Annotated in this window: 22 protein-coding genes; 14 read left to right on the top strand and 8 right to left on the bottom strand. The window is 65.4% G+C overall.

The annotated features are described in order from the left end of the window. Nucleotides 1-3 precede the first annotated feature (3 nt). Both MXF70_RS14815 and MXF70_RS14810 read right to left on the bottom strand, forming a co-directional pair. Nucleotides 4-606: a DUF7344 domain-containing protein gene (locus tag MXF70_RS14815; protein ID WP_248516478.1), complete on the bottom strand. Its 603-nt coding sequence runs from the start codon at nucleotides 604-606 to the stop codon at nucleotides 4-6. A gap of 151 nt (nucleotides 607-757) precedes the next feature. Then, a complete protein-coding gene (locus MXF70_RS14810; protein ID WP_248516477.1) occupies nucleotides 758-2,155 on the bottom strand; it encodes a DUF2238 domain-containing protein in 1,398 nt (465 codons plus the stop codon). 187 nt (nucleotides 2,156-2,342) lie between these two features. Between MXF70_RS14810 and MXF70_RS14805 the strand changes: the two genes are divergently transcribed. Together MXF70_RS14805 and MXF70_RS14800 are read left to right on the top strand one after the other, a co-directional pair. Next, nucleotides 2,343-2,603 carry a hypothetical protein gene (locus tag MXF70_RS14805; protein ID WP_248516476.1) on the top strand — a complete coding sequence of 87 codons (261 nt, stop codon included), beginning with the start codon at nucleotides 2,343-2,345 and terminating at the stop codon, nucleotides 2,601-2,603. A 368-nt stretch (nucleotides 2,604-2,971) separates the two neighbouring features. After that, the gene (locus tag MXF70_RS14800; RefSeq protein WP_248516475.1) at nucleotides 2,972-4,054 is read left to right on the top strand and encodes an AI-2E family transporter; all 1,083 of its coding nucleotides are present in this window, start codon (nucleotides 2,972-2,974) and stop codon (nucleotides 4,052-4,054) included. Nucleotides 4,055-4,121: 67 nt separating this feature from the next. On the opposite strand, the gene MXF70_RS14795 is transcribed toward MXF70_RS14800, so the two are convergent. Further along, the gene (locus MXF70_RS14795; protein ID WP_248516474.1) at nucleotides 4,122-4,328 is read right to left on the bottom strand and encodes a hypothetical protein; all 207 of its coding nucleotides are present in this window, start codon (nucleotides 4,326-4,328) and stop codon (nucleotides 4,122-4,124) included. A 129-nt stretch (nucleotides 4,329-4,457) separates the two neighbouring features. Next, nucleotides 4,458-5,162: a lipase family protein gene (locus MXF70_RS14790; protein WP_248516473.1), complete on the bottom strand. Its 705-nt coding sequence runs from the start codon at nucleotides 5,160-5,162 to the stop codon at nucleotides 4,458-4,460. A 527-nt stretch (nucleotides 5,163-5,689) separates the two neighbouring features. On the opposite strand from MXF70_RS14790, the gene MXF70_RS14785 reads away from it, so the two are divergent. Then, nucleotides 5,690-6,400: a carbonic anhydrase gene (locus MXF70_RS14785; protein WP_248516472.1), complete on the top strand. Its 711-nt coding sequence runs from the start codon at nucleotides 5,690-5,692 to the stop codon at nucleotides 6,398-6,400. 623 nt (nucleotides 6,401-7,023) lie between these two features. Continuing rightward, on the top strand, nucleotides 7,024-7,281 hold the full coding sequence (locus MXF70_RS14780) for a hypothetical protein (protein ID WP_248516471.1): 258 nt from the start codon (nucleotides 7,024-7,026) through the stop codon (nucleotides 7,279-7,281). A 143-nt stretch (nucleotides 7,282-7,424) separates the two neighbouring features. Here the strand turns inward: MXF70_RS14780 and MXF70_RS14775 are convergent, their stop codons facing one another. Next, nucleotides 7,425-7,886: an SPW repeat protein gene (locus MXF70_RS14775; RefSeq protein WP_248516470.1), complete on the bottom strand. Its 462-nt coding sequence runs from the start codon at nucleotides 7,884-7,886 to the stop codon at nucleotides 7,425-7,427. A 205-nt stretch (nucleotides 7,887-8,091) separates the two neighbouring features. On the opposite strand from MXF70_RS14775, the gene MXF70_RS14770 reads away from it, so the two are divergent. After that, entirely contained in the window at nucleotides 8,092-8,544 is a 453-nt protein-coding gene (locus tag MXF70_RS14770; protein ID WP_248516469.1) for a hypothetical protein, read from the top strand. 30 nt (nucleotides 8,545-8,574) lie between these two features. Here MXF70_RS14770 and MXF70_RS14765 read toward each other — a convergent pair whose 3' ends face one another. After that, nucleotides 8,575-9,033, bottom strand: coding sequence for a zinc ribbon domain-containing protein (locus tag MXF70_RS14765; RefSeq protein ID WP_248516468.1), 459 nt, complete (start codon nucleotides 9,031-9,033; stop codon nucleotides 8,575-8,577). 109 nt (nucleotides 9,034-9,142) lie between these two features. After that, on the bottom strand, nucleotides 9,143-10,486 hold the full coding sequence (locus MXF70_RS14760; protein ID WP_248516467.1) for a glycosyltransferase family 87 protein: 1,344 nt from the start codon (nucleotides 10,484-10,486) through the stop codon (nucleotides 9,143-9,145). 101 nt (nucleotides 10,487-10,587) lie between these two features. On the opposite strand from MXF70_RS14760, the gene MXF70_RS14755 reads away from it, so the two are divergent. From MXF70_RS14755 to MXF70_RS14725, 7 genes are all read left to right on the top strand, one after another. Next, complete coding sequence (locus MXF70_RS14755) at nucleotides 10,588-11,370, top strand: DUF7839 domain-containing protein (RefSeq protein WP_248516466.1); 783 nt, start codon at nucleotides 10,588-10,590, stop codon at nucleotides 11,368-11,370. A gap of 112 nt (nucleotides 11,371-11,482) precedes the next feature. Continuing rightward, nucleotides 11,483-11,779, top strand: a complete 297-nt coding sequence (locus MXF70_RS14750) for a DUF7565 family protein (RefSeq protein ID WP_248516465.1) — start codon at nucleotides 11,483-11,485, stop codon at nucleotides 11,777-11,779. Nucleotides 11,780-11,941: 162 nt separating this feature from the next. Beyond that, on the top strand, nucleotides 11,942-12,745 hold the full coding sequence (locus MXF70_RS14745; protein WP_248516464.1) for a class I SAM-dependent methyltransferase: 804 nt from the start codon (nucleotides 11,942-11,944) through the stop codon (nucleotides 12,743-12,745). A 202-nt stretch (nucleotides 12,746-12,947) separates the two neighbouring features. Next, nucleotides 12,948-13,142, top strand: coding sequence for a hypothetical protein (locus MXF70_RS14740; protein ID WP_248516463.1), 195 nt, complete (start codon nucleotides 12,948-12,950; stop codon nucleotides 13,140-13,142). Nucleotides 13,143-13,267: 125 nt separating this feature from the next. Beyond that, nucleotides 13,268-14,161, top strand: coding sequence for a bifunctional methylenetetrahydrofolate dehydrogenase/methenyltetrahydrofolate cyclohydrolase FolD (folD, locus tag MXF70_RS14735; protein WP_248516462.1), 894 nt, complete (start codon nucleotides 13,268-13,270; stop codon nucleotides 14,159-14,161). A 27-nt stretch (nucleotides 14,162-14,188) separates the two neighbouring features. Further along, nucleotides 14,189-14,722: a SprT-like domain-containing protein gene (locus MXF70_RS14730; protein WP_248516461.1), complete on the top strand. Its 534-nt coding sequence runs from the start codon at nucleotides 14,189-14,191 to the stop codon at nucleotides 14,720-14,722. A gap of 114 nt (nucleotides 14,723-14,836) precedes the next feature. After that, the gene (locus MXF70_RS14725; RefSeq protein WP_248516460.1) at nucleotides 14,837-15,688 is read left to right on the top strand and encodes a hypothetical protein; all 852 of its coding nucleotides are present in this window, start codon (nucleotides 14,837-14,839) and stop codon (nucleotides 15,686-15,688) included. 75 nt (nucleotides 15,689-15,763) lie between these two features. Here the strand turns inward: MXF70_RS14725 and MXF70_RS14720 are convergent, their stop codons facing one another. Next, nucleotides 15,764-16,498, bottom strand: coding sequence for a DUF7117 family protein (locus tag MXF70_RS14720; protein WP_248516459.1), 735 nt, complete (start codon nucleotides 16,496-16,498; stop codon nucleotides 15,764-15,766). A gap of 138 nt (nucleotides 16,499-16,636) precedes the next feature. Here MXF70_RS14720 and MXF70_RS14715 point away from each other — a divergent pair, with 138 nt between their 5' ends. Further along, entirely contained in the window at nucleotides 16,637-17,287 is a 651-nt protein-coding gene (locus MXF70_RS14715) for an HVO_0476 family zinc finger protein (protein ID WP_248516458.1), read from the top strand. A gap of 35 nt (nucleotides 17,288-17,322) precedes the next feature. After that, a complete protein-coding gene (locus tag MXF70_RS14710) occupies nucleotides 17,323-18,081 on the top strand; it encodes a protein-L-isoaspartate O-methyltransferase family protein (protein WP_248516457.1) in 759 nt (252 codons plus the stop codon). Nucleotides 18,082-18,099 lie beyond the last annotated feature (18 nt).

The following is an 18,099-nucleotide window of genomic DNA, read 5'->3' as shown; positions in this document are numbered from 1 at the left end:
GGCTCACTCGCGCTCGATTCGCCATTGGTAGGCCGCGAGTCCGCCGACGCCCGCACCGATCCCAGCGAGTACCGCTGTGGCACCGACGATCGTCACCAAGCCGCCCGCGAACGCCCCTGCCAACACGACAGCGGTGAGCGCGACGTATGCGAGGTGGATCTGGTACCAGGCCCCTTCGTCACCGTCGTCGCCCTCGCAGAGGTACTGCTCGAGGGCTGGCCCCGCTGCCCCGAGTTCGACCGTTCCTGCGCTCTGGTCGAACTCCACGAACTCCATGTCGTCGAGCCGTGGGAGGTGGCTCTGGTAGAGGCCGACGTACACTCGTTTTCGCTGATCGGAGGTGAGCTCCGCCGGCGTGGTGTCGTTCTCGAGGGCCGCGACGTGGTCGACGAGGTGGTTGACGGTCTCGGCCTCTCCTCTTTCGTAGAGATGCTGGAGCGTGAGCCGCCGCCGGCTGTTCTTGAGCGCGTCGAAGATAGCGTCCCGCGAGACGTTTGGTGTCGATCTGTCCTCTGTGGTCGCTTCCCCGCCGCTGCTAGCGGTCGTCGATCCGTCGTCGTCCGAGGAGGCGTTCCTCGGCCCCTGTTTCGCGGTTTGGCGCGTCATTGTAGCTGGTCCGGCCCGTACTCTCCGTGCCAGTTGGTGTGCTACTGGTCATCTGATAAACATTATGGTTCACGTCATATGTGCTCAGGCCACACATTGGCGCCGAGTCGGTGGGCGGCCCCGCCCGTGAGGCGGGGCTGGCAAGGGGTGCTCAACTGAACAGCTGACCGACGTTGTCGGTGAGCCGTCTGGCGGACTGGCGAAACAGTGCCGTGCCCCATAGCGCCACGATGATCGCGCCAACGGTGTTGAAGGTCAGATCTTTCACGATGTCACTGACGCCGTACTGGGCGAGCACCTCCCCACCGAGTAGCCCCGCCGCGATACCGCTCGTGAACTCCATTATCTCCCAGAGGACCCCGACGGCGAGCACGAAGAGAACCACGAACACTCCCCGAAAGCGCGGCGAAAACGACACTCGGTCCGTGTGCAACTCGATGCTGTGAGCGATCGCGTAGCCGACCCCCGCGACGAGGGTCGAGGATAGCGCGTGGGTCACCGTATCGTACCAGTCGGTCTGCTGGTACGGTCCGAGTGCGCCGACCGCGTGCAGCGTGGCGGCGAGCGCGATCAGCAGGGCGAGTCCGGCGTGCATCGGATAGCCGTATCGCCAGCGCGCGATTGCTGGCAAGAAGCTCAGCGCGAGTGGTACCCCACTGTTGATCACGAGCGACCACTGGACGGTGACGACCGAGTAGAGAAAAATTGCGACGAGCACGACCTGCAACGCCCGGATCGCCACGTGGAACGCCGGCGCATCTTCGACCTCCTCGGTTGCAGCCGATCCCTCGACGACGTCGTCACTCTTGGTATCGTTACTCTCCTCGCTCATCTCAGTACCCTTCTCGTCACCCTCCCCTCCGCTCCCCTCATTAGCCCCGTTCGCGCTTGCCGCTCCACTCGTCTCCCTACTTCCCTTCCCGCTCATCTCACCACTTCCCTCGGTCGCTGTGGTCGGCGTACCGAGTACGAAGGGGAACCGACGCCCGGAGAGGGGCGCGTCACCGTCGGTTTCGCGGAAGTACGCAGCGAACACGATCCCCGCGATCAGTCCGACGAGCGTCGCCGTCAGGAGATTCACATTCATCTCGCGTTGTCCATCGATGAACGTCGTTCCCAGGAGGAGGTCGGCGGCGTACTCGCCCATCGCCCAGCTGCCAGCGAACGCCATCGTCGTCACGACGACGAAGAGGATGGCGAACCGCGGCACCATCTCCAACGACGTGAAAGCGTCCAGCACGAGTACGATCAGCAACGCAAGGCCGGCCATCGTCGCGAACGGCGTCGTCTGGGCGAACAGATCGGTCGCGCTGAGAACCACGGGAAACGCGACCAGCGTAACGAGCTCGCCGGGCAGGGTCGTCGTCACGTCCCGCGTGAGAATCGGCGGAAGCAGAACGACGGCGAGGACGAGCACCGCGAACACTGCCCAGAGCAACGCACCCCTCGCGAACAGTCCGATCGCGGCGAGCAGGATCGCGATCGTTGCGACCCAGGCGACGGCGGCGTTGACGCGGCGGTCGTCGAAGAGGGCTCGAAACTCGACCATGCGGCATTCTACAACGCGACCACAGAAAACGGCTGAGGCGTCGGGAAACGACCGGTGCAGAGTGCAACACGCGGGTTTCTCGCCGGGCGAACCTTTTTGACGAAACAGCCGTTGGGGGGTCCAATCGAGTCGCGGCCTGCGCTCGACGGGTCAGCCGTTACGCGACTCGGGGCTGTCGTGCAGCACGATGGCGTTACTCGAAGTCGAAACTGACGTCGACGAGCAGCGTGAGGAGATGAAAGAGCGCGTCCCGACCTCGATGGCCGATCCGCTCGTCGCGGTCGCCGCTGGATCGGTCCTCCTGTCGTGGTACGAGTTCTACGTCAAAGGGGAGAAGCTGGACGGCATTTTCGTCGGGCTCTGGGCGCCGACGATGCTCGCACTCGGGAGCTATCTCCAGCAAAAGAGCATCGTCCGGAAGTTCAAGCGCGGCCTCGCCTCGTTCTGAGCGAGGCTGGCGCAGTGTAGGCCAGACGGACATCATCGATCGGCGGCTGGCGTTCCCCTCCCCGTCGATCGCTCCGAACTGCTACTCCTACTGCTGCTGTTGCTAGGCGCGCTCCTCCTGCGACTGCTAGTACTACCACTACTTCTGCTGATACTACCGCAACTGCGACGCGGTAGCCGAGTACGGACCACGTAGACGGCAGTCCGTCGCGGTAGGCAGCGAGAAACAGAGTGAAGAGGCTCGGAAAGTGCGACCGGTGTCGCCGGGCCGAGCTCCCCTGCCCCATCACCGCCGTCGATCGACCGCTGGCACGCCGACGACACGGACTCGGCCGTGAGTTCCACATCGGAGACCGGTCACACTGTACAATGGATGCTTTCGACGATGGCGACCACGACCGTGGCCTCTGGATCGCGATCGGGGCCGTCGTCTGGCTCCTCGTCGCGTTCGCGCTGTTCCAGTACGTGGGCGTGCTCGTCGCCGCGATCTTCCTCTACTACGCGACCCGGCCGATCCACCGCCGGATCGACGAACGGATCGGCCATTCCAACCTCGCGGTGACGCTCACGCTGTCGACGATCGTCGTTCCGATGGCCCTCGTCCTCGGCTACGCGCTCTTCCTCATCGCCGTCGAGCTCGAGGGCGTCCTCCGTGGCGGTCAGATGGAGTCCGCACGGCCGTTTGCCCAGCCGTATCTCCGACTCGCTCGCCGGGGGGAGTTCCAGGCGCTGGCCGACGCGATCGCGTCCTCGGGCAGCGGTGGAGCGACGACGGGACAGGTCCGAAGCGTCGCGAACAGCGTGTTCGGCGTGGCGTCACTGGTGTTCGAGGTCATCGCGCAGGTGTTTCTCCTGGTGGTGTTGCTCTTCTACCTGCTCCGGGACGATCAGCGGATCAGTGAGTGGTTCTACGACGCGGTCGATCAGGACGAACGGATCGTCGCGTTCACCCAGGCCGTCGACGACGATCTCGAGACCGTCTTCTTCAACAATCTCGTGCTGGTCGTGCTCACCGCTATCGAGGCGGCGGTGTTCTACGCCGGGATGAACCTGCTCGCACCAGGAGGATCCGTAGTCGGGACGCCCGTATTGCTCGGCGCACTGATCGGAATCGGAACCATCGTCCCGGTCGTCGGCATGAAGATCGTCTACTTGCCCTACGCGGCGTATCTGGGCGTGCTCGCCGTGACGGCCGAGACGCCGCTCTGGCACCCGCTCGTCTTTCTCGCCGTCTCGGCGATCGTCATCGACACGATTCCGGACGTCTTCCTCCGGACGTATCTCTCCGCACGGGGATCGATCCACCTCGGGCTGATCCTTCTGGGCTACGTCCTCGGGACGATGGCTTTCGGCTGGTATGGACTCTTCCTCGGCCCGATCATCGTGGTCGTCGCCTACCACTTCGCCCACTCCGTGTTTCCGTGGCTGGCGAGTTCCCCGCTCGCGGGGTGACCGCCCCGTTTCGTGAATCGCGGAGCAGTCTGTCCCCCGATCCGTCGCACGTCGTCGCCTCGCGTCCTCACCGGTAGCCGCTCACGACCAGTGCGAGACCGAACGCGACACCCAGCGCGGCGAGGACGGCCCCGCTCACGCCGTAGAGTGCCGGCTCGCTGTAGGATAGTTCGTCTCCGTACTGCAGGATAGCGGCCGAGATCAGGAGGGTGAGCCCCGACCCAGTCAGCACGGTCGCGACGTCGAAGCCAGCCGGATTACCAAAATCGACCATGGCGGAGCCACACGGCCGAGTGGAATAGGTAGACGGCGAGTACACCGAGTGGGCTCTGGATAGCAGTTGCCTAGGGACGAACAGAGCGGGATATCCTTCGTCAGCGTCCAGTCGGTCGATTTGATCGGTTCAGTCGTCCATGCCGTCGATTCCGCCGTCGATCGCTCCAAGTAGCGCGTCGATGTGATCGTCCCGCGATCGAGAGTTGAACAGTTCGTGGCCGCCATCGAAGCTGACCCTGTTCGCGGCGGGAGCGTCGGCCTCGATGGCGGCACCGCTGACGATCGGATCGTCCGGATTGTAGAACACCGCGTCTCGGTCGTCGAACGGTGGCATCGACGCCTGTGCTCGCTTTGCTTCCCGGAGAAACGTCGGCGCCGCGTACGACGGCGAGTCTTCGACCCACTCGTCGGAGGCCAGTTCGCCCAGATCGGATCTGGTTGTGGACACCGGGAGGATGGGCCGGGCGATAGGCACCCGCATCAGCGAGGAGACGATGGGGTTCTGGAGTCCTTCGTGGAATCCCCACCACGGACTGAGGTACGTCCGCGTCTCGAGCCCGTCGTCGGCCGAGACGTACCGGGTGATCAGTCCGCCGGTACTGTGACTCAGGAGCCGGTACGTGTCGAGCTCGGCAAGATGCTGCTCGACCGGTTCGAGATACTCGGCCTCGAAATCCTCGATCGTGCGCGGGAGCTCGAAGACGTCGACGCAGTATCCGGCCGTCGTCAGCTGGTCGACGAGCCACTGAACGCCGTCGTGCTCCGGCCGATTGCCCCACCCGAGGACGACGACGAGCCGTCGGTCGCCATCGCCGTACTGGACGCGCTTCATGCATTGTCGACCGCAGGAACGACGGAAAAAGCCTCGGGCGGATGGGCCCGGTCGTGTTTAGTGAGCGTTCAAACTGGGACGCATCCGGACGACATAGCGGTAGAAAGCCCTCAGCAGCTGGCCTCCCGCGACTCGCCGCGAGACGTTCCCGGTCACTCGCTCCGCTCGTTCCCGGGCTGCGTCTCTCGAGCCATTCGCTCACTCACGTTCGCGAAGACGCTGCGCGCTTCGGCCGCTTCGCGGCCTGCAGTGCTTGCGTCGTCGGGGTTCGGCCAGCGACCTCGCCCTTTCAGTTTGCCAGAAGACGCGTCTTCTGGCCGCCCGGAAATCTCCGATTTCCGCAGGCCACCAGGATGGCGGTTCCGAGGTCGGCTATCGCTCGTATTACTCGCAGTTTTAACTAAACACGACGGATGGGCCCGAAACTGGCCTTGAAACCCTTTCTCTCTCCCCCTCTCTCCCCCTCTCCCCCTTTCGCCCGACGACGACTGGAAAGGTAGAAGTCGGAGACGGTCACACTGCCACGCATGGCCGACGCCACCCTGCAAGAACTCGTCGAACGCAACGATCGCCACGCCGAATCGCTCGCCGCCGACCACTTCGCCGACGTACAGGACGGTCAGCGACCCGCCGCCGTCTCGATCTGCTGCTCGGACTCCCGCGTCTCCCAGGCAGGGATGTGGGACGTCGACGAACCGGGCTGGCTGTTCACGCCGAGTACGATCGGCAATCAGGTCTGGGATCGCCACGACGGCGAACTCGTTCTCGACGGCAGCACTTGCTACCCGCTCGCATTTACCGACACCGAGGTCGCAATCGTCGTCGGTCACACGGGCTGTGGAGCGGTGACGGCTGCTCTCGAAAGCGTGCAGGACGACCAAGCTGGGAACGACGATGACGAGGGCGCGATGCCTGCCGGCGTCGCGAAGTGGGTCGATCTCCTCGCACCGGTCGTGGAGGACGGGCTCGCGGACGATCGCGTCGATCCCGGCGCCGACGTGGGCCTCGTCGACCAGCTCGTCGAGTACAACGTCGATCAGCAGGTTGCCTTCCTTCGGGAGAGCGAGGACGTGCCGGACGCGGTCGACGTCTACGGCTTCGTCTACGACTTCCAGCGCGTCTACGGGGACGTTCCTGGGCGTGCCTATCTGGTCAACGCGGACGGCGAGACGGACCCAGCCGCGCTCGAAGCGCTCCTCGACGACGGGTACGGGGATCACGTCCACCGCCTGCTGTAGCTCGGGTAGTGGAAATCGGAAATAGAGCGTCCCGGAGTGGGACGGTTCCATCGTAGATACCCTCGTGGGTCGACGGTGCCGACAGTGGGGCGTTCGGCGGCCGTCGGTCGCGTCGTTCGCTTGGTGGCTCCACGGAACGTGTCGCGTTTCGCCGCAGGTCTCCGTCGCGGGCGCCGTTCGGCAGGGGAGCGCGATCGTGGCGACCGAAACGGGGGCCAGGCGGCCTCTACTGCAGATGCGGGCGTACCCGAGCGCAGCCGCGCGCTCGCCCTCGCCTCGATCCCATGGACGAGGCACGCCCACCTCGTGGTAAGTTCTCGTTGACACATGAGCGCTCCCACGGGATAGCTGCCAGAGCGTGGCCACGTGCGCCTCGTGGGTGGCCGCGTACACGTCCAGTCTTGACGACGTGCTGTCTGTGTGCAGGCGGGATGCACTCCCTCAATTTTGCCGGCAGATCCCCGGGCAGAAGGCGTTCGTTACCGCCGACAGTACTCGGTAGGCAGTCCGAAGGCATCGGAGAGAAGCCGGCGAACAGGCGTGGCGTACGCGGTTCGGATTCGTTGCGATCGGCATACGGAACGGCCGGAAGTTCTTTTTGTACACACGGTAACGACAGGCCAATGCGGTCGAAAGAAGACGTTACGCTGGCAGCCTCTCTCCGGCACGCACCAGTTCGGACCGGGCTCGTCGCCGTCGTCCCGGTCGTGCTCGCGGTCGTGCAGCTTCTCAACGGAATTTTCACCGAACTCCCGATCCTCGTCGGCTTCGCGTTCGCCGCGACGATGGTGACTGCTGCCGTCGTGTTCACCCGGCACCATCTCGCCCAGCTACGGCTCGAGGTGCTGGAGACGCAGGATCACGCTCGGCCCGCCGACTGACTGTTTGGCCCGCAAATGTCGCGCGGTCTGTTCTTTCAGTGGGCATGCTCTGCCCGTAGAGCGCCCGAGCTGTCGCTCCTCCTACTCCTCTCCCCCTTCTCTCCTCCTCCCTCTCTCGAGACGAGTGACGACCCGCAGCCGGCTCAGGCGCGGGTCCCCATCCCGGAGGTCTGGGCTTCGCGGTTCGCGTAGGCGTCGTACGCGGCGATCACTGCAACTGCAGCACCGGCGAGCACGTTACTGAACAGGAGCGCGTTACTCTCGAAGTCCATCGCGTACGGTGCCGCGGCGGTCCAGAGTCCGAGAAGCACGACCAGCGAGAGCGCGCCGACGGCGGCGAACATTCCGTTCGCGAGCTGGTAGTACGTGAACCCCGCGACCAGGAAGATCGCGAGCCCAACGGTGGCGTTGTTCCAGGTCGCCATGGTGGTCGTGTCGTACACGAACGGCGACGCGGCGATCCAGAGGCCGATCAGCGAGACGATCCCGCTGACCCATTTCATCGCGTCGGTGTCGAACGTGCGGGTGGTCGCACGCGTTTCGTCCGGGTCGCGATCCGGGTCACGATCGGTGCCGCGCTGCGTGTCCGCCGGGGATTGGCTCATGGTATGATCCCACGATCACGTTCGCCGCCGCAGTGCATGAAGGGGCCCGACGGTTCACGCGCTAACGCCGTCTTACCCGCCGGTACGGTCGGGGACGTTGTGTGCCTGGCTCGACTGACCCTTCTGTAGACGAGAACGGAGACGATCGGCAGCGCGAGTGGTGACTCCGATGGTTTCAAGCCAACCTGGCATGGAATATGCGCCGATGTCAGGACTGGGCCGCTCCGGCGTTTCGATCGGGACACTGTTCAAGATTGCTGCGATCGCGGCGCTGGCGATCGCCGGCGGTCAGTTCCTTCTGGACGTTCTGATCGATCTGTTGCGACACAGTGAACTGCGATTCGACGAGGTCGACAGGATCGTCGGGCTACTGATCGGCGTGGTAAGCACGACGGCGATCGTCGCCGGTGCGTACTGGATCGTCCAGGACGGGACCCAGGAGGCAGTTGTCGCGCAGGCTGCCGCCGCGGTCTACGTCGCGGAAATCGTCGAGGCTTTCCTCCGGAGCGCCTACTTCGACTGGGCCGAAGTCGAGGTGTGGCTGTTCCTCACGAGTCTCTCTACGGTCCTGTATTTCCTCACCTTCGTGCTGGCCTACCGGATGGCCTTCGAGGACCGTGACGTGAGGGATTGGGACCTTTCCGCGATCACGAACTGAGGACTCCGACCGTCGCAATTGGCCTCGTTTTCAGGGTTCGCTGAGGACCTCGTGGCGACGGTAGAGGTAGACCGCCCCAACGACGACGTTGACGACCCAGACCAGCATGAGCAGCACCCAGAGAGCGATCTCCGGGTCCCACTCGCTGTTTGCGCGCACGTACTGTCCGTCGAAGTAGACGGAGAGCGGGAGTCCGACCCAGACGGCCAGGACCACGAACCCGCCCGCCGCGCCGAGATTGGCACCCATCCCGGAGAGCACCAACAGCGCTGCCCAGACGATCGTACCGAGCAGAACGCCGATCCACCAGCTGTCCGAGACGCTCGTCTGGTAGTTCGTCGGATCGTGTCCGCCGCTCGAGCGGCCCGATCCGCCGCTCTTCCCGTTGCGAACGCCACAGTTCGGGCACAGCTGGGCCTCTTTCTTGATCGCCTCACCACACGACTCACAGAACACTTCGTCCGGTCCCTTCGATCTTCCTGAAGACATATCCCTTGAACACTCCCTGCCGATTCGCGTCGTTCGCATTCGACCCCTGCGGCCTCAAGTATGTGCTGGCCTCCGTCTCGGTGCGGTGTGGGTACAACCGGACTGACAGTTACGAAGCGCTATCCACGCCCTTCCGCCCTCGAGCGTGGATCAGCACGCAGGCGGTGAGAACGAGCCACATTCCAACCGTCGGCGGGAGAATCACGGAGAAGACCGACCGACCGAGATCGACGAGGGACGCGCCCAGCGAATCGGGGAGCGGCCCCGCGACGGCCTCGACGGTCCCCGGTCCAGCGAAGGTGAACGTGTGCAGCGTTCCCGCAAAGAGCGCCCGTCGCGGCCATCCGGCCTCGAGACCGACCGCGAGGACCACGACCGGCAGGAAGAGGAAGGAGAAGTAAAGCGGCTGGAGCGGCATGACGAGCAAGGTTCCGACGAGCGTAGCGAGCACTGCCGCCTGCCGCCGTGCGTCCGTGGACACGTCACGATAGCAGTACGCGACCGGTGGAACGACGATCGCGAACGCCAGCGGCGTCACGATCGCCGAGGAGCCACCGAAGATGGCGGCGAGCATCCGGCGGACCGTCGTATGATTCCGGTCCGGATCCGGCGTGCCCTCGAACGTCTGGCCCTCGAACCGCTCGAGGAGCACCTCGCCGAGATACTCGACCGTGAGATCGGGCCCGAAGACGAGCGCGCCGAGCACCAGTCCCCCGACGCCGGTCGCGATCGCGGCACCGACCGCGCGATACCGTCGGCTGCGTACCAGCCAGAGTCCGAGCGTCGCCGGAAAGAGTTTCACGAGTGCAGCGAGCGCGAACGCGATGCCGGCCGGCGTCGAGCGGTTCGATTTACCCTCTCGGTCCGCGGATCCTTCTCGCTCCGACGATCGGTCGAACCACTCCGCGTCGAGCCAGTCGATCCCGAGTGCGATCACCAGCGCGAGCCAGAGGTTCACCTGACCCATGACGAACTGGTTCGTGGACCACGAACACAGCAACACAAAGGCGACGAGGAGTAGCCGGTCGAACAGTTCGAGGTCGACGCTACGACGGCCGAGTGCCCGCACGAGCACCACAGCGATCCCGAGCCCCGCGACGACGTTGAGGGCCGTCTGCAGGGCGAAGGCCGCGGTCTCGCTCCCGAGCAGCGCGTGCGGCACGAACAGCGCGACGACGATCGGCGGATAGATGAACCGATACCCGGGGAGTTCCGGCGGCGACGCGTCGTAGAGATCGCCGTTCTCGAGCATCGCACTCGCCGCGTGGAAATAGACGTCCGTCGCGAGCGATAGCTGCTCGGGCTGTTCGAGCACGAGGAGCGTCGCGGAGTTGAGCCCGCCGAGGATTCCCAGGACGAGGAGGAGCCGCGTGGACCGACGCAGGCCGCCCCGCGTCGTCGGGTCCGAATTGGCCCGGGTCTCCGAATCGGTCGGCTCCTCGGAAACGCTCACGGTGGACCGTTCGCCCGCCGCGGCCAAAGCGTTGTGGAGGCGGGCGATCCGTCGTGGGCCCGACCCCCTGCGATTTTTACCTTCGGGCGCGAAGGACGCCCATGGCCGACGTTCTGGACAACAAGCGGGTCGCGACCCGTTTTCGGATCCTCGTCGAGATCGCCGAGCGACAGCCGGCGGTTAGCCAGGGCGAGATCGCAGAGGCCGTCGGCGTGACCAGCCAAGCAGTCAGCGAGTACATCCGGGAGCTGGTCGACGACGGCCTCGTCGAGATGGAGGGTCGCTCGCGCTATCGCGTCACGAAGGAGGGCGTCGATCTCCTCCTGCGCGAAGCGACGGAAGTCCGGCGGTTCGTCGACCACGTCACCGAGGACGTGCTCGGTAGCGTCCAGGAGGACGCCGCGATCGCGACCGACGACCTCGAAGAGGGCCAGACGGTCACGCTGTCGATGCGCGATGGACTCTTCCACGCATCTCCCGGCGGAGAGGGCGAGGCGACGGGCGTGACGACGACCGCTGCAGAAGCCGGCCAGGACGTCGGCGTCACCGGGTTCGAGGGCGTCGTCGATCTCGATCCTGGCAGCGTCACCGTCCTGCAGATTCCGCCGATCCGCTCCGGCGGGAGCCGGGTCGTCGCGGACGACGCCGTCGCCGACGCAGTCGCCGAGATGGACCTCGTCGTCGCCTCCGGGGTCGAGGCAGTCGTTGCGCTCCGGCGCGTGGATACCGAACCGGCCGTGGCGTTCGCTGCCGGTGCCGTTGCCGCGGACGCTGCCGGTCGCGGTCTCGACGTCCTGGTCGCCGCGACGACGGACGCCGTCGGTCGGGTCACCGACGCGCTCCGGGACGCCGACGTCACCTACGAAGTCTCCGAGGCCCGGTGAGCATCGCAGGATAGCTCCGACGCTCCGCTGGCGGCACGAATCTCCGTCGGCGGCTCGAATCGGCCTCCCGCGGGCGGAAACGTTTTGAGCCAGGGGGTTGGACCGTGGTACAATGACGTGGGGCTGTGGGATCGAAGGCTGCTCGGAGGTTTTCGATGCCGTCGAGGACGTCGTGGTCCACCAGACCAACGATCACGAACGCCACGAGTGCAAGGTCTGTGGAACGGTCGTTCCGGACGGCTATCTCGCGATCAAGCACGCGTTCGAGGAGCACACGCGAGCGGAGTACGTCCGCGCGTACGGCGCCAGCGCGGAGGAGGTCCGCGAGCGCGAGCAGATTCAGGACGAGATCGAGGCGGCCGCGGATCTGCAGGCGATCGTCGACCAGATTGACGAAGCGCGAATTTGACAGCGGATCGTTTTTCGTCGTTCACCTGACGCAGTGACTTGCTAGTCGGGTGTTCGAGGGTCTTCCGCCGTGCCCGAATAGGAGCCTTCTCGGTCGGCCGTGCCTGACATTCACACTCGCTGCATGGCAACGTTCAGGGTCTCGCGATCGAACCGTGCGTCCATGGCCGAGGACGGCGCCGTGGACAACGAGTGGGACGCCGATCGGTACGACGACGATCACGCATTCGTCTACGAGGCGTCTCAGGATCTGATCGATCTCCTCGATCCGGAGCAGGGTGAGCGAATCGCCGATCTGGGCTGTGGCACCGGCCACCTCACTGCGACGATCGCGGAGGCGGTCAACGCAGCCGACCGAGCGGGCGATTCGGACGGCATGGCCGTCGGATTCGATCGGTCCCGGGAGATGATCGCAGAGGCAAGATCGACCTACCCTGCCGTCGACTTCCTGCGCGCCGACGCCCGTTCGCTCCCATTCGAAAACTCACTGGACGCCGTCTTCTCGAACGCCGTACTCCACTGGATTTCCGATCAGGAGGCCGCCATCTGGCCGATCCACGACGCGCTCCGTCCCGGCGGCCGGCTCGTCGCTGAACTCGGTGGCGTCGGCAACGTCGCCACGATCACAGATGCACTGGAAACGGAGCTCGCTGCTCGGGGCTATCCCGCCGAACACGGCTGGTACTTCCCGTCGCCTGGCGAGTACGCGTCACTGCTGGAGTCTCGTGGCTTCGAAGTGCGGGATCTCCGCCTGTTCGATCGGCCGACGCCTCTCGACGGCGAAGACGGCCTGGCGAACTGGATTCGCGGGTTCGGCGACGATCTTCTCGCGCCGCTTTCGGCTGATGCACGCACTGCGGTCGTCCGGGCCGTCGAGGATCGCTGTCGCGACGCGCTCTGGACCGACGGCGAGTGGGTTGCAGACTACCGGCGGTTGCGAGTCGTCGCGGTCCGACAGGACGGGTAGTGGCGTGCTGGTGTCGGAGCACAGGTTTACGCCACATTTCGGCCGATTCGAGCCTGCCCTGCACTTCCAAACGGCGGTTTCCACCGTCTCGTAGGGAACAGACGTCCGAACCAACACGGAGTGCGACGTTCGGAACTCCTTCCCCGGCCGAACGCCAGGGGGAGTCGATTTCACATTGGTGTATTGATGTGTATTCGAAACTATGGTCTGGGTGGAAAAGTTTTCTGTGGATATGGACGTTCGTAGTTCGGCTGTGGAACTCGCTTTTTGGACTGTGGCTGTGGCCGTCGTGGTCTATACCGCGCTGAACGACGTGTCGATCGTCCACGGAGTCGGTTTCGTGGTCGTTCTCCGTGCGCTACTCCTGGGCGAGCGCATCGAGAGGAACCTCCGATAACGAGACGGTATCCGCCGACTAGGATCTCCATTTTTGCGCAGCGAACGATCGGGGAGTATCGCTACGGTCCCTGCGCTGCTTGCGAACCCGAGCCTTTGAAGGCCGCTGCCTGCGCCACTCTCCACATGGCCGACATCATCGACGGCAACGCCGTCGCGCAGGCGATCCGGGACGAGCTCTCCGCGGAGATCGACCGGCTCGCCGACCAGGACGTGACGCCCTGTCTCGCGACAGTCCTCATGAGCGAGGACCCCGCGAGTGAAACCTACGTCTCGATGAAACAGTCCGACTGCGAGGAGGTCGGCATCGAGGCCCGCGACGTGACCCTCGACGCCGAGGATCCCGCGGAGGAGCTCTACGACACCATCGAGGAGCTGAATGCCGATCCGGAGGTCAACGGAATCCTCGTCCAGCTTCCACTGCCCGATCACGTCGACAAATCGCGAGTTCTCCGCTCGATCGACCCCGAGAAGGACGTCGACGGGTTCCACCCCGAGAACGTGGGTCGCCTGGTCGCTGGCGAGGCCCGGTTCAAACCCTGCACGCCCCACGGCGTGCAGAAGCTGCTCGAAGACGCCGGCATCGATCCCGAGGGAAAGGATGCCGTCGTCGTCGGCCGCTCTGACATCGTCGGCAAGCCGATGGCGAACCTCCTGATTCAGAAGCAGCCCGGCGGCAACGCGACCACCACGGTCTGTCACTCTCGGACGGAGAACCTCGCGGCAAAGACCCGCGGTGCGGACATCCTCGTCGCCGCGGCGGGCGTCCCCGAGTTCATCGACGGCGAGATGGTCAGCGAGGGGACGACGGTGATCGACGTGGGGATCAACTCCGTCGACGCCGACACCGAGAAGGGCTACGAGCTCGTCGGCGACGTCGACTTCGAGAGCGTCGAGCCCAAGGCCGAGGCGATCACGCCCGTTCCCGGCGGCGTCGGTCCGATGACCCGGGCGATGCTCCTGTACAACACCGTCAAGGCCGCCGGTCTGCACCACGACGTCGACGTCGAGCTACCCTGACCGACGAGCACACCGACGAATAGCACCGTGCCAGACGACGACCTCCTCGATCGCTATCGGATCGACGACGCCGCCAGCGACGAGGAGTTTCTCGCCGCCGCGAAGCTCTACGCGCGAGCGGTCGCCGATCAGCACGACCTCTCCGTCGACGTCTCCGCTCTCGAGTGGTCGGTGAGCAAGCGTGCGAAGCGCCGCGCCGGTGCAGTCAAACACCGCGACGGCAATCCCGAATCCGTCGTCATCACGCGAGCACACTTCACCGAACACGGCTGGGAAGCGGCTGCCGCGACCGTCCGCCACGAACTGATTCACGTTCATCTGCTCGCCACGGACGGCGACGCGACCCACGGGGCAGCCTTCGAGGCGCTTGCCGAGGAGCTCGACGCGCCGATCAACTGCGAGCGGTTCACCGACCCCGAGTGGTGGGTGATCTGCGAGAACTGCGGAGCGAAGATCGCACGCTATCGGCGTTCGAAACTCGTCGAGCAGCCCGGACAGTACCGCTGTCGGGACTGTGGCGGCGAGTTCCGGGTCGAAGCAGCAACTGACGCCGCCGACTGAGGGTGCGATTCGGAGCTGGCGGGAAGACATCGGTTCGTGAGAGCACCACCTCGGACGGCGATCATCCCGTCGGCGAATGCCAACCATTACTTTTGCCGATGAAAATGTGTAATCATGCGACGACGAACCTATCTACTCGGCTGTGCCGGCGCGACTGCGGCACTCGCCGGCTGTTCGGCGCTTGGTGGGGATGGGGACGACTCCGGAGACGGTGGAACCAGTTCGGCTGACGAGGAGGGTGCTGACGGAACCAGTAGCTCCGACGACGACGGTGGCGACGCCGATAGCTCCGAAGAGGCCGCAGGCCCGTCGGGCCCGGCCGAAACTGCGAGGGCGTTCTACGAGGCGATCATCGACGGCGAGAAAGCGACTGCCAACGGCCTTCTCCACTCCAAGTCCACACCGGCGGAGATCGACGACTCCCTGATCGAAATGTATCAGTCAGCAGATGCAACGGTGGAGGGCGCGACGCTCGTCTCCACCGACGACGACGTCGCCACGGTTCACGTCGAGTTGAATCTCAAAACGACGTCGGGCGATCGAACGACGAGGACCATGGACGTCGGGCTGCGAACCGAGAACGAGGAGTGGCGTGTGTACGGTGAGGACGACTCAGGCTCGACCATGCCGACCGTGTCCTGGAACATCGCCACAACGACGAACGCCGATGGACAGGTCACGACCGTCGCATTCACGCACGAGTCCGGGCAATCCATCGACCCAGCCACGCTTTCTGTCTCCGTCGGGGGCAGCGAGGCCACGGCACCGGAGTCCGCGACGGAACTGACCGCGGGGGATACGATCGTTGCGACGCTCGCTGGCGACGGGAGCGGTGTCGATGCTGGCGCGCCAGCCCTTCTCGTCTGGAATGCGCCGGACTCCGGACAGTCCGCACCGGTTGCGACGATCGACCTGGAAAGTGAAGCCGCGGGCTCTCTCGCATCACCGTTCGAAATCGAGGGGTGATCGTTGGGCAGTGCCGCGGTTGGTCTGGTTCCTACTCGCGCTGGGTAGGTCTCGGTCCCCGACAGCGTGCGACCCTCACTCCGCGTCGTCGAGCCCGTCCAGTCGCGCCCGAGCGCTCGCGAGGCCGTCGGGATCCTCGGCACGGAGGTAGGCACCGAGGTCGCGCGCGGCGGCGACAAGCGCCTCGGCCTGTTCCGGGGGAACGTCGCCCTGCAACGCACGGACCCGCCGAACGTGCTCGTCGATCGTACCGAGCACCGCCCCGGCATACTCCGGGCCGGGCGGATCGTCGGCTGCGTCGAGCCACTGGCGAACGTCGCGGCGGTACTCACGGACGGCGTTTCCGTAGGCGAGCCCGCGGACGGGCCACATCGATTCTGGCACCTCGCCGGGGGCTGGTCGGTCGCCCTCGTCGGCACCGCCCAGTAGTTCGAGGAAGTACCACTCTTCGTCGTCGGTCAGAGAGTGAGCGCGACGGATCACGTCCGCGACACCGGCGAGCTCCCGTGCCGCAAGATATGTGTCGTCGATCGCCAGCAGCTCCCCGCCGCGGACGAACCCGCGCTGGCGGAGGTAATCACGGCACGTCGTCGCGATGGACTCGGCGAGCTCTTCGCGGGGTAGTTCGTCGAGTTGGCTCCGGAGTGGCGTGAGGTCGAACTCCGTGGGGGAGTCGGTGTGTACGGCGCGCTCCTCGTCGACGGCGACGGTGTCGGGGCTCGAACACTCCGGACAGACGATCGCGCCGGTCTCGTAGTACGACCACCGCGCGCCACAGTCCGTGCACTCGCGTTCGCCCCGGATCTCCATGGTCGGGCCGAGGGACGTGGCGTCAAAAAGTCCACCGTGTGCGGATTCGCGTCGGTGGCGCCATTCAGGTGTGCCCCGCGGCGCGTCGTCTGAGCGTCGGTCCGACGGCTTTTCCCGCTCCCGGCGTTATGAGTGGGTATGAGCGATTCCGTAGAGCGCGTTGCGCTCGCCTGTCCGGCCTGTTCGCCCGAGGCGGAGACCGTCCACGAGGTGCTCTCTCCGGGCGGTCAGGCCACCGTCCGCTGTACCGAGTGTGACCACGTCCACAAGGAGGCGCTTCCCAGCGAGGAGACCGTCGAGCGAGACGTCGTCGTCTCCCAGTCCGGCGACTCTTTCACCGCACGGACCGACGTCGATCCCGAGGAATCCATCGCAGAGGGTGACGAGTTCGTCCTCGAGAGCGAGGAGGGTATCTTCACCGTTCGCGTCACCAGCGTCGAACTCGACGGCGACCGCCGTGTCGAGGAGGCGACTGCAGAGGATGCAGCCACGATCTGGACCCGCGCCGTGGGCAACGTCGCGGTCAAGGTCACGGTTCACCCCAGCGACGGCGGCCGCGAGAACACCTACAGCACGACGGTCCACGTCCCCGGCGATTACGAGTTCGTCGTCGGCGAGAGCGACTCCTTCGGCGAGGAGGCCTTCGGTATCGAGGGGATCGCAGTCCGCGACGACGCCTCGGGCTACGAGTTCGAGAAGCTCTCCTACGACGGGGACGACGCCGTCGCGAAGGACATCAAGCGAGTGTACGCACGCGACGAGACCTCCGACGCCTGGTCGGCCTGGTGAGCGTCGCCCTCGCTCCTCGCTGATTCGATCCACGCATGGGACTGTTCGACGGCGATTCGGCCGACGACTTCGCCACGCGGCGTGAGACGATGGTCGACCGGCTCCTCGAGCACGGCCGGATCACGGAACCGGCGGTCGCCGACGCCCTCCGTGCTGTCCCTCGCCACGAGTTCGTTCCCGCGAACCGACAGAGCGAGGCCTACGCCGACCGACCGCTCCCGATCGGCGATGGCCAGACCATCAGCGCGCCGCACATGGTCGGGATCATGGCCGAACTGCTCGACGTGGGTTCCGCGTCCGATGCTGCTGGGGATACTCGCGATACTGGCGATGGTGATGATGCTGCGGATGCCGGAGATTTTGGCGATGCACCCAACAGCGACACGGAGAGCGACGCAGGCCTCAGCGTCCTCGAAATCGGAACCGGCTGTGGCTATCACGCAGCGGTGACGGCCGAACTCCTCGGTGACGCGGGCACGCTATACAGCGTCGAGTACAGCGCCGACCTCGCCGAGCGTGCCCGATCGACCTTCGACCGACTGGGCTACGACGTTCGCATTCGAGTCGGCGACGGCGCCGAGGGGTGGTCAGAGCACGCGCCGTACGACGCGGCCTATCTCACGTGCGCTGCGGAGTTGCTTCCCGATCCAATCGCCGAGCAGACTGCCGTCGGCGGCCGCATCGTCGCTCCGATCGGGTCGTCCAGCCAGACGCTCTACCGCTACACGAAACGCGAGGACGGCACGCTCGACCACGAGAATCACGGCGGCGTTCGGTTCGTCCAGATGCGGTGAATCACCACCACTCAGATC

This window comes from Salinarchaeum laminariae (genome assembly GCF_023204835.1).
Taxonomy (GTDB): Archaea; Halobacteriota; Halobacteria; order Halobacteriales; family Salinarchaeaceae; genus Salinarchaeum; species Salinarchaeum laminariae.
This window is presented reverse-complemented; position numbering and strand designations above follow the sequence as displayed.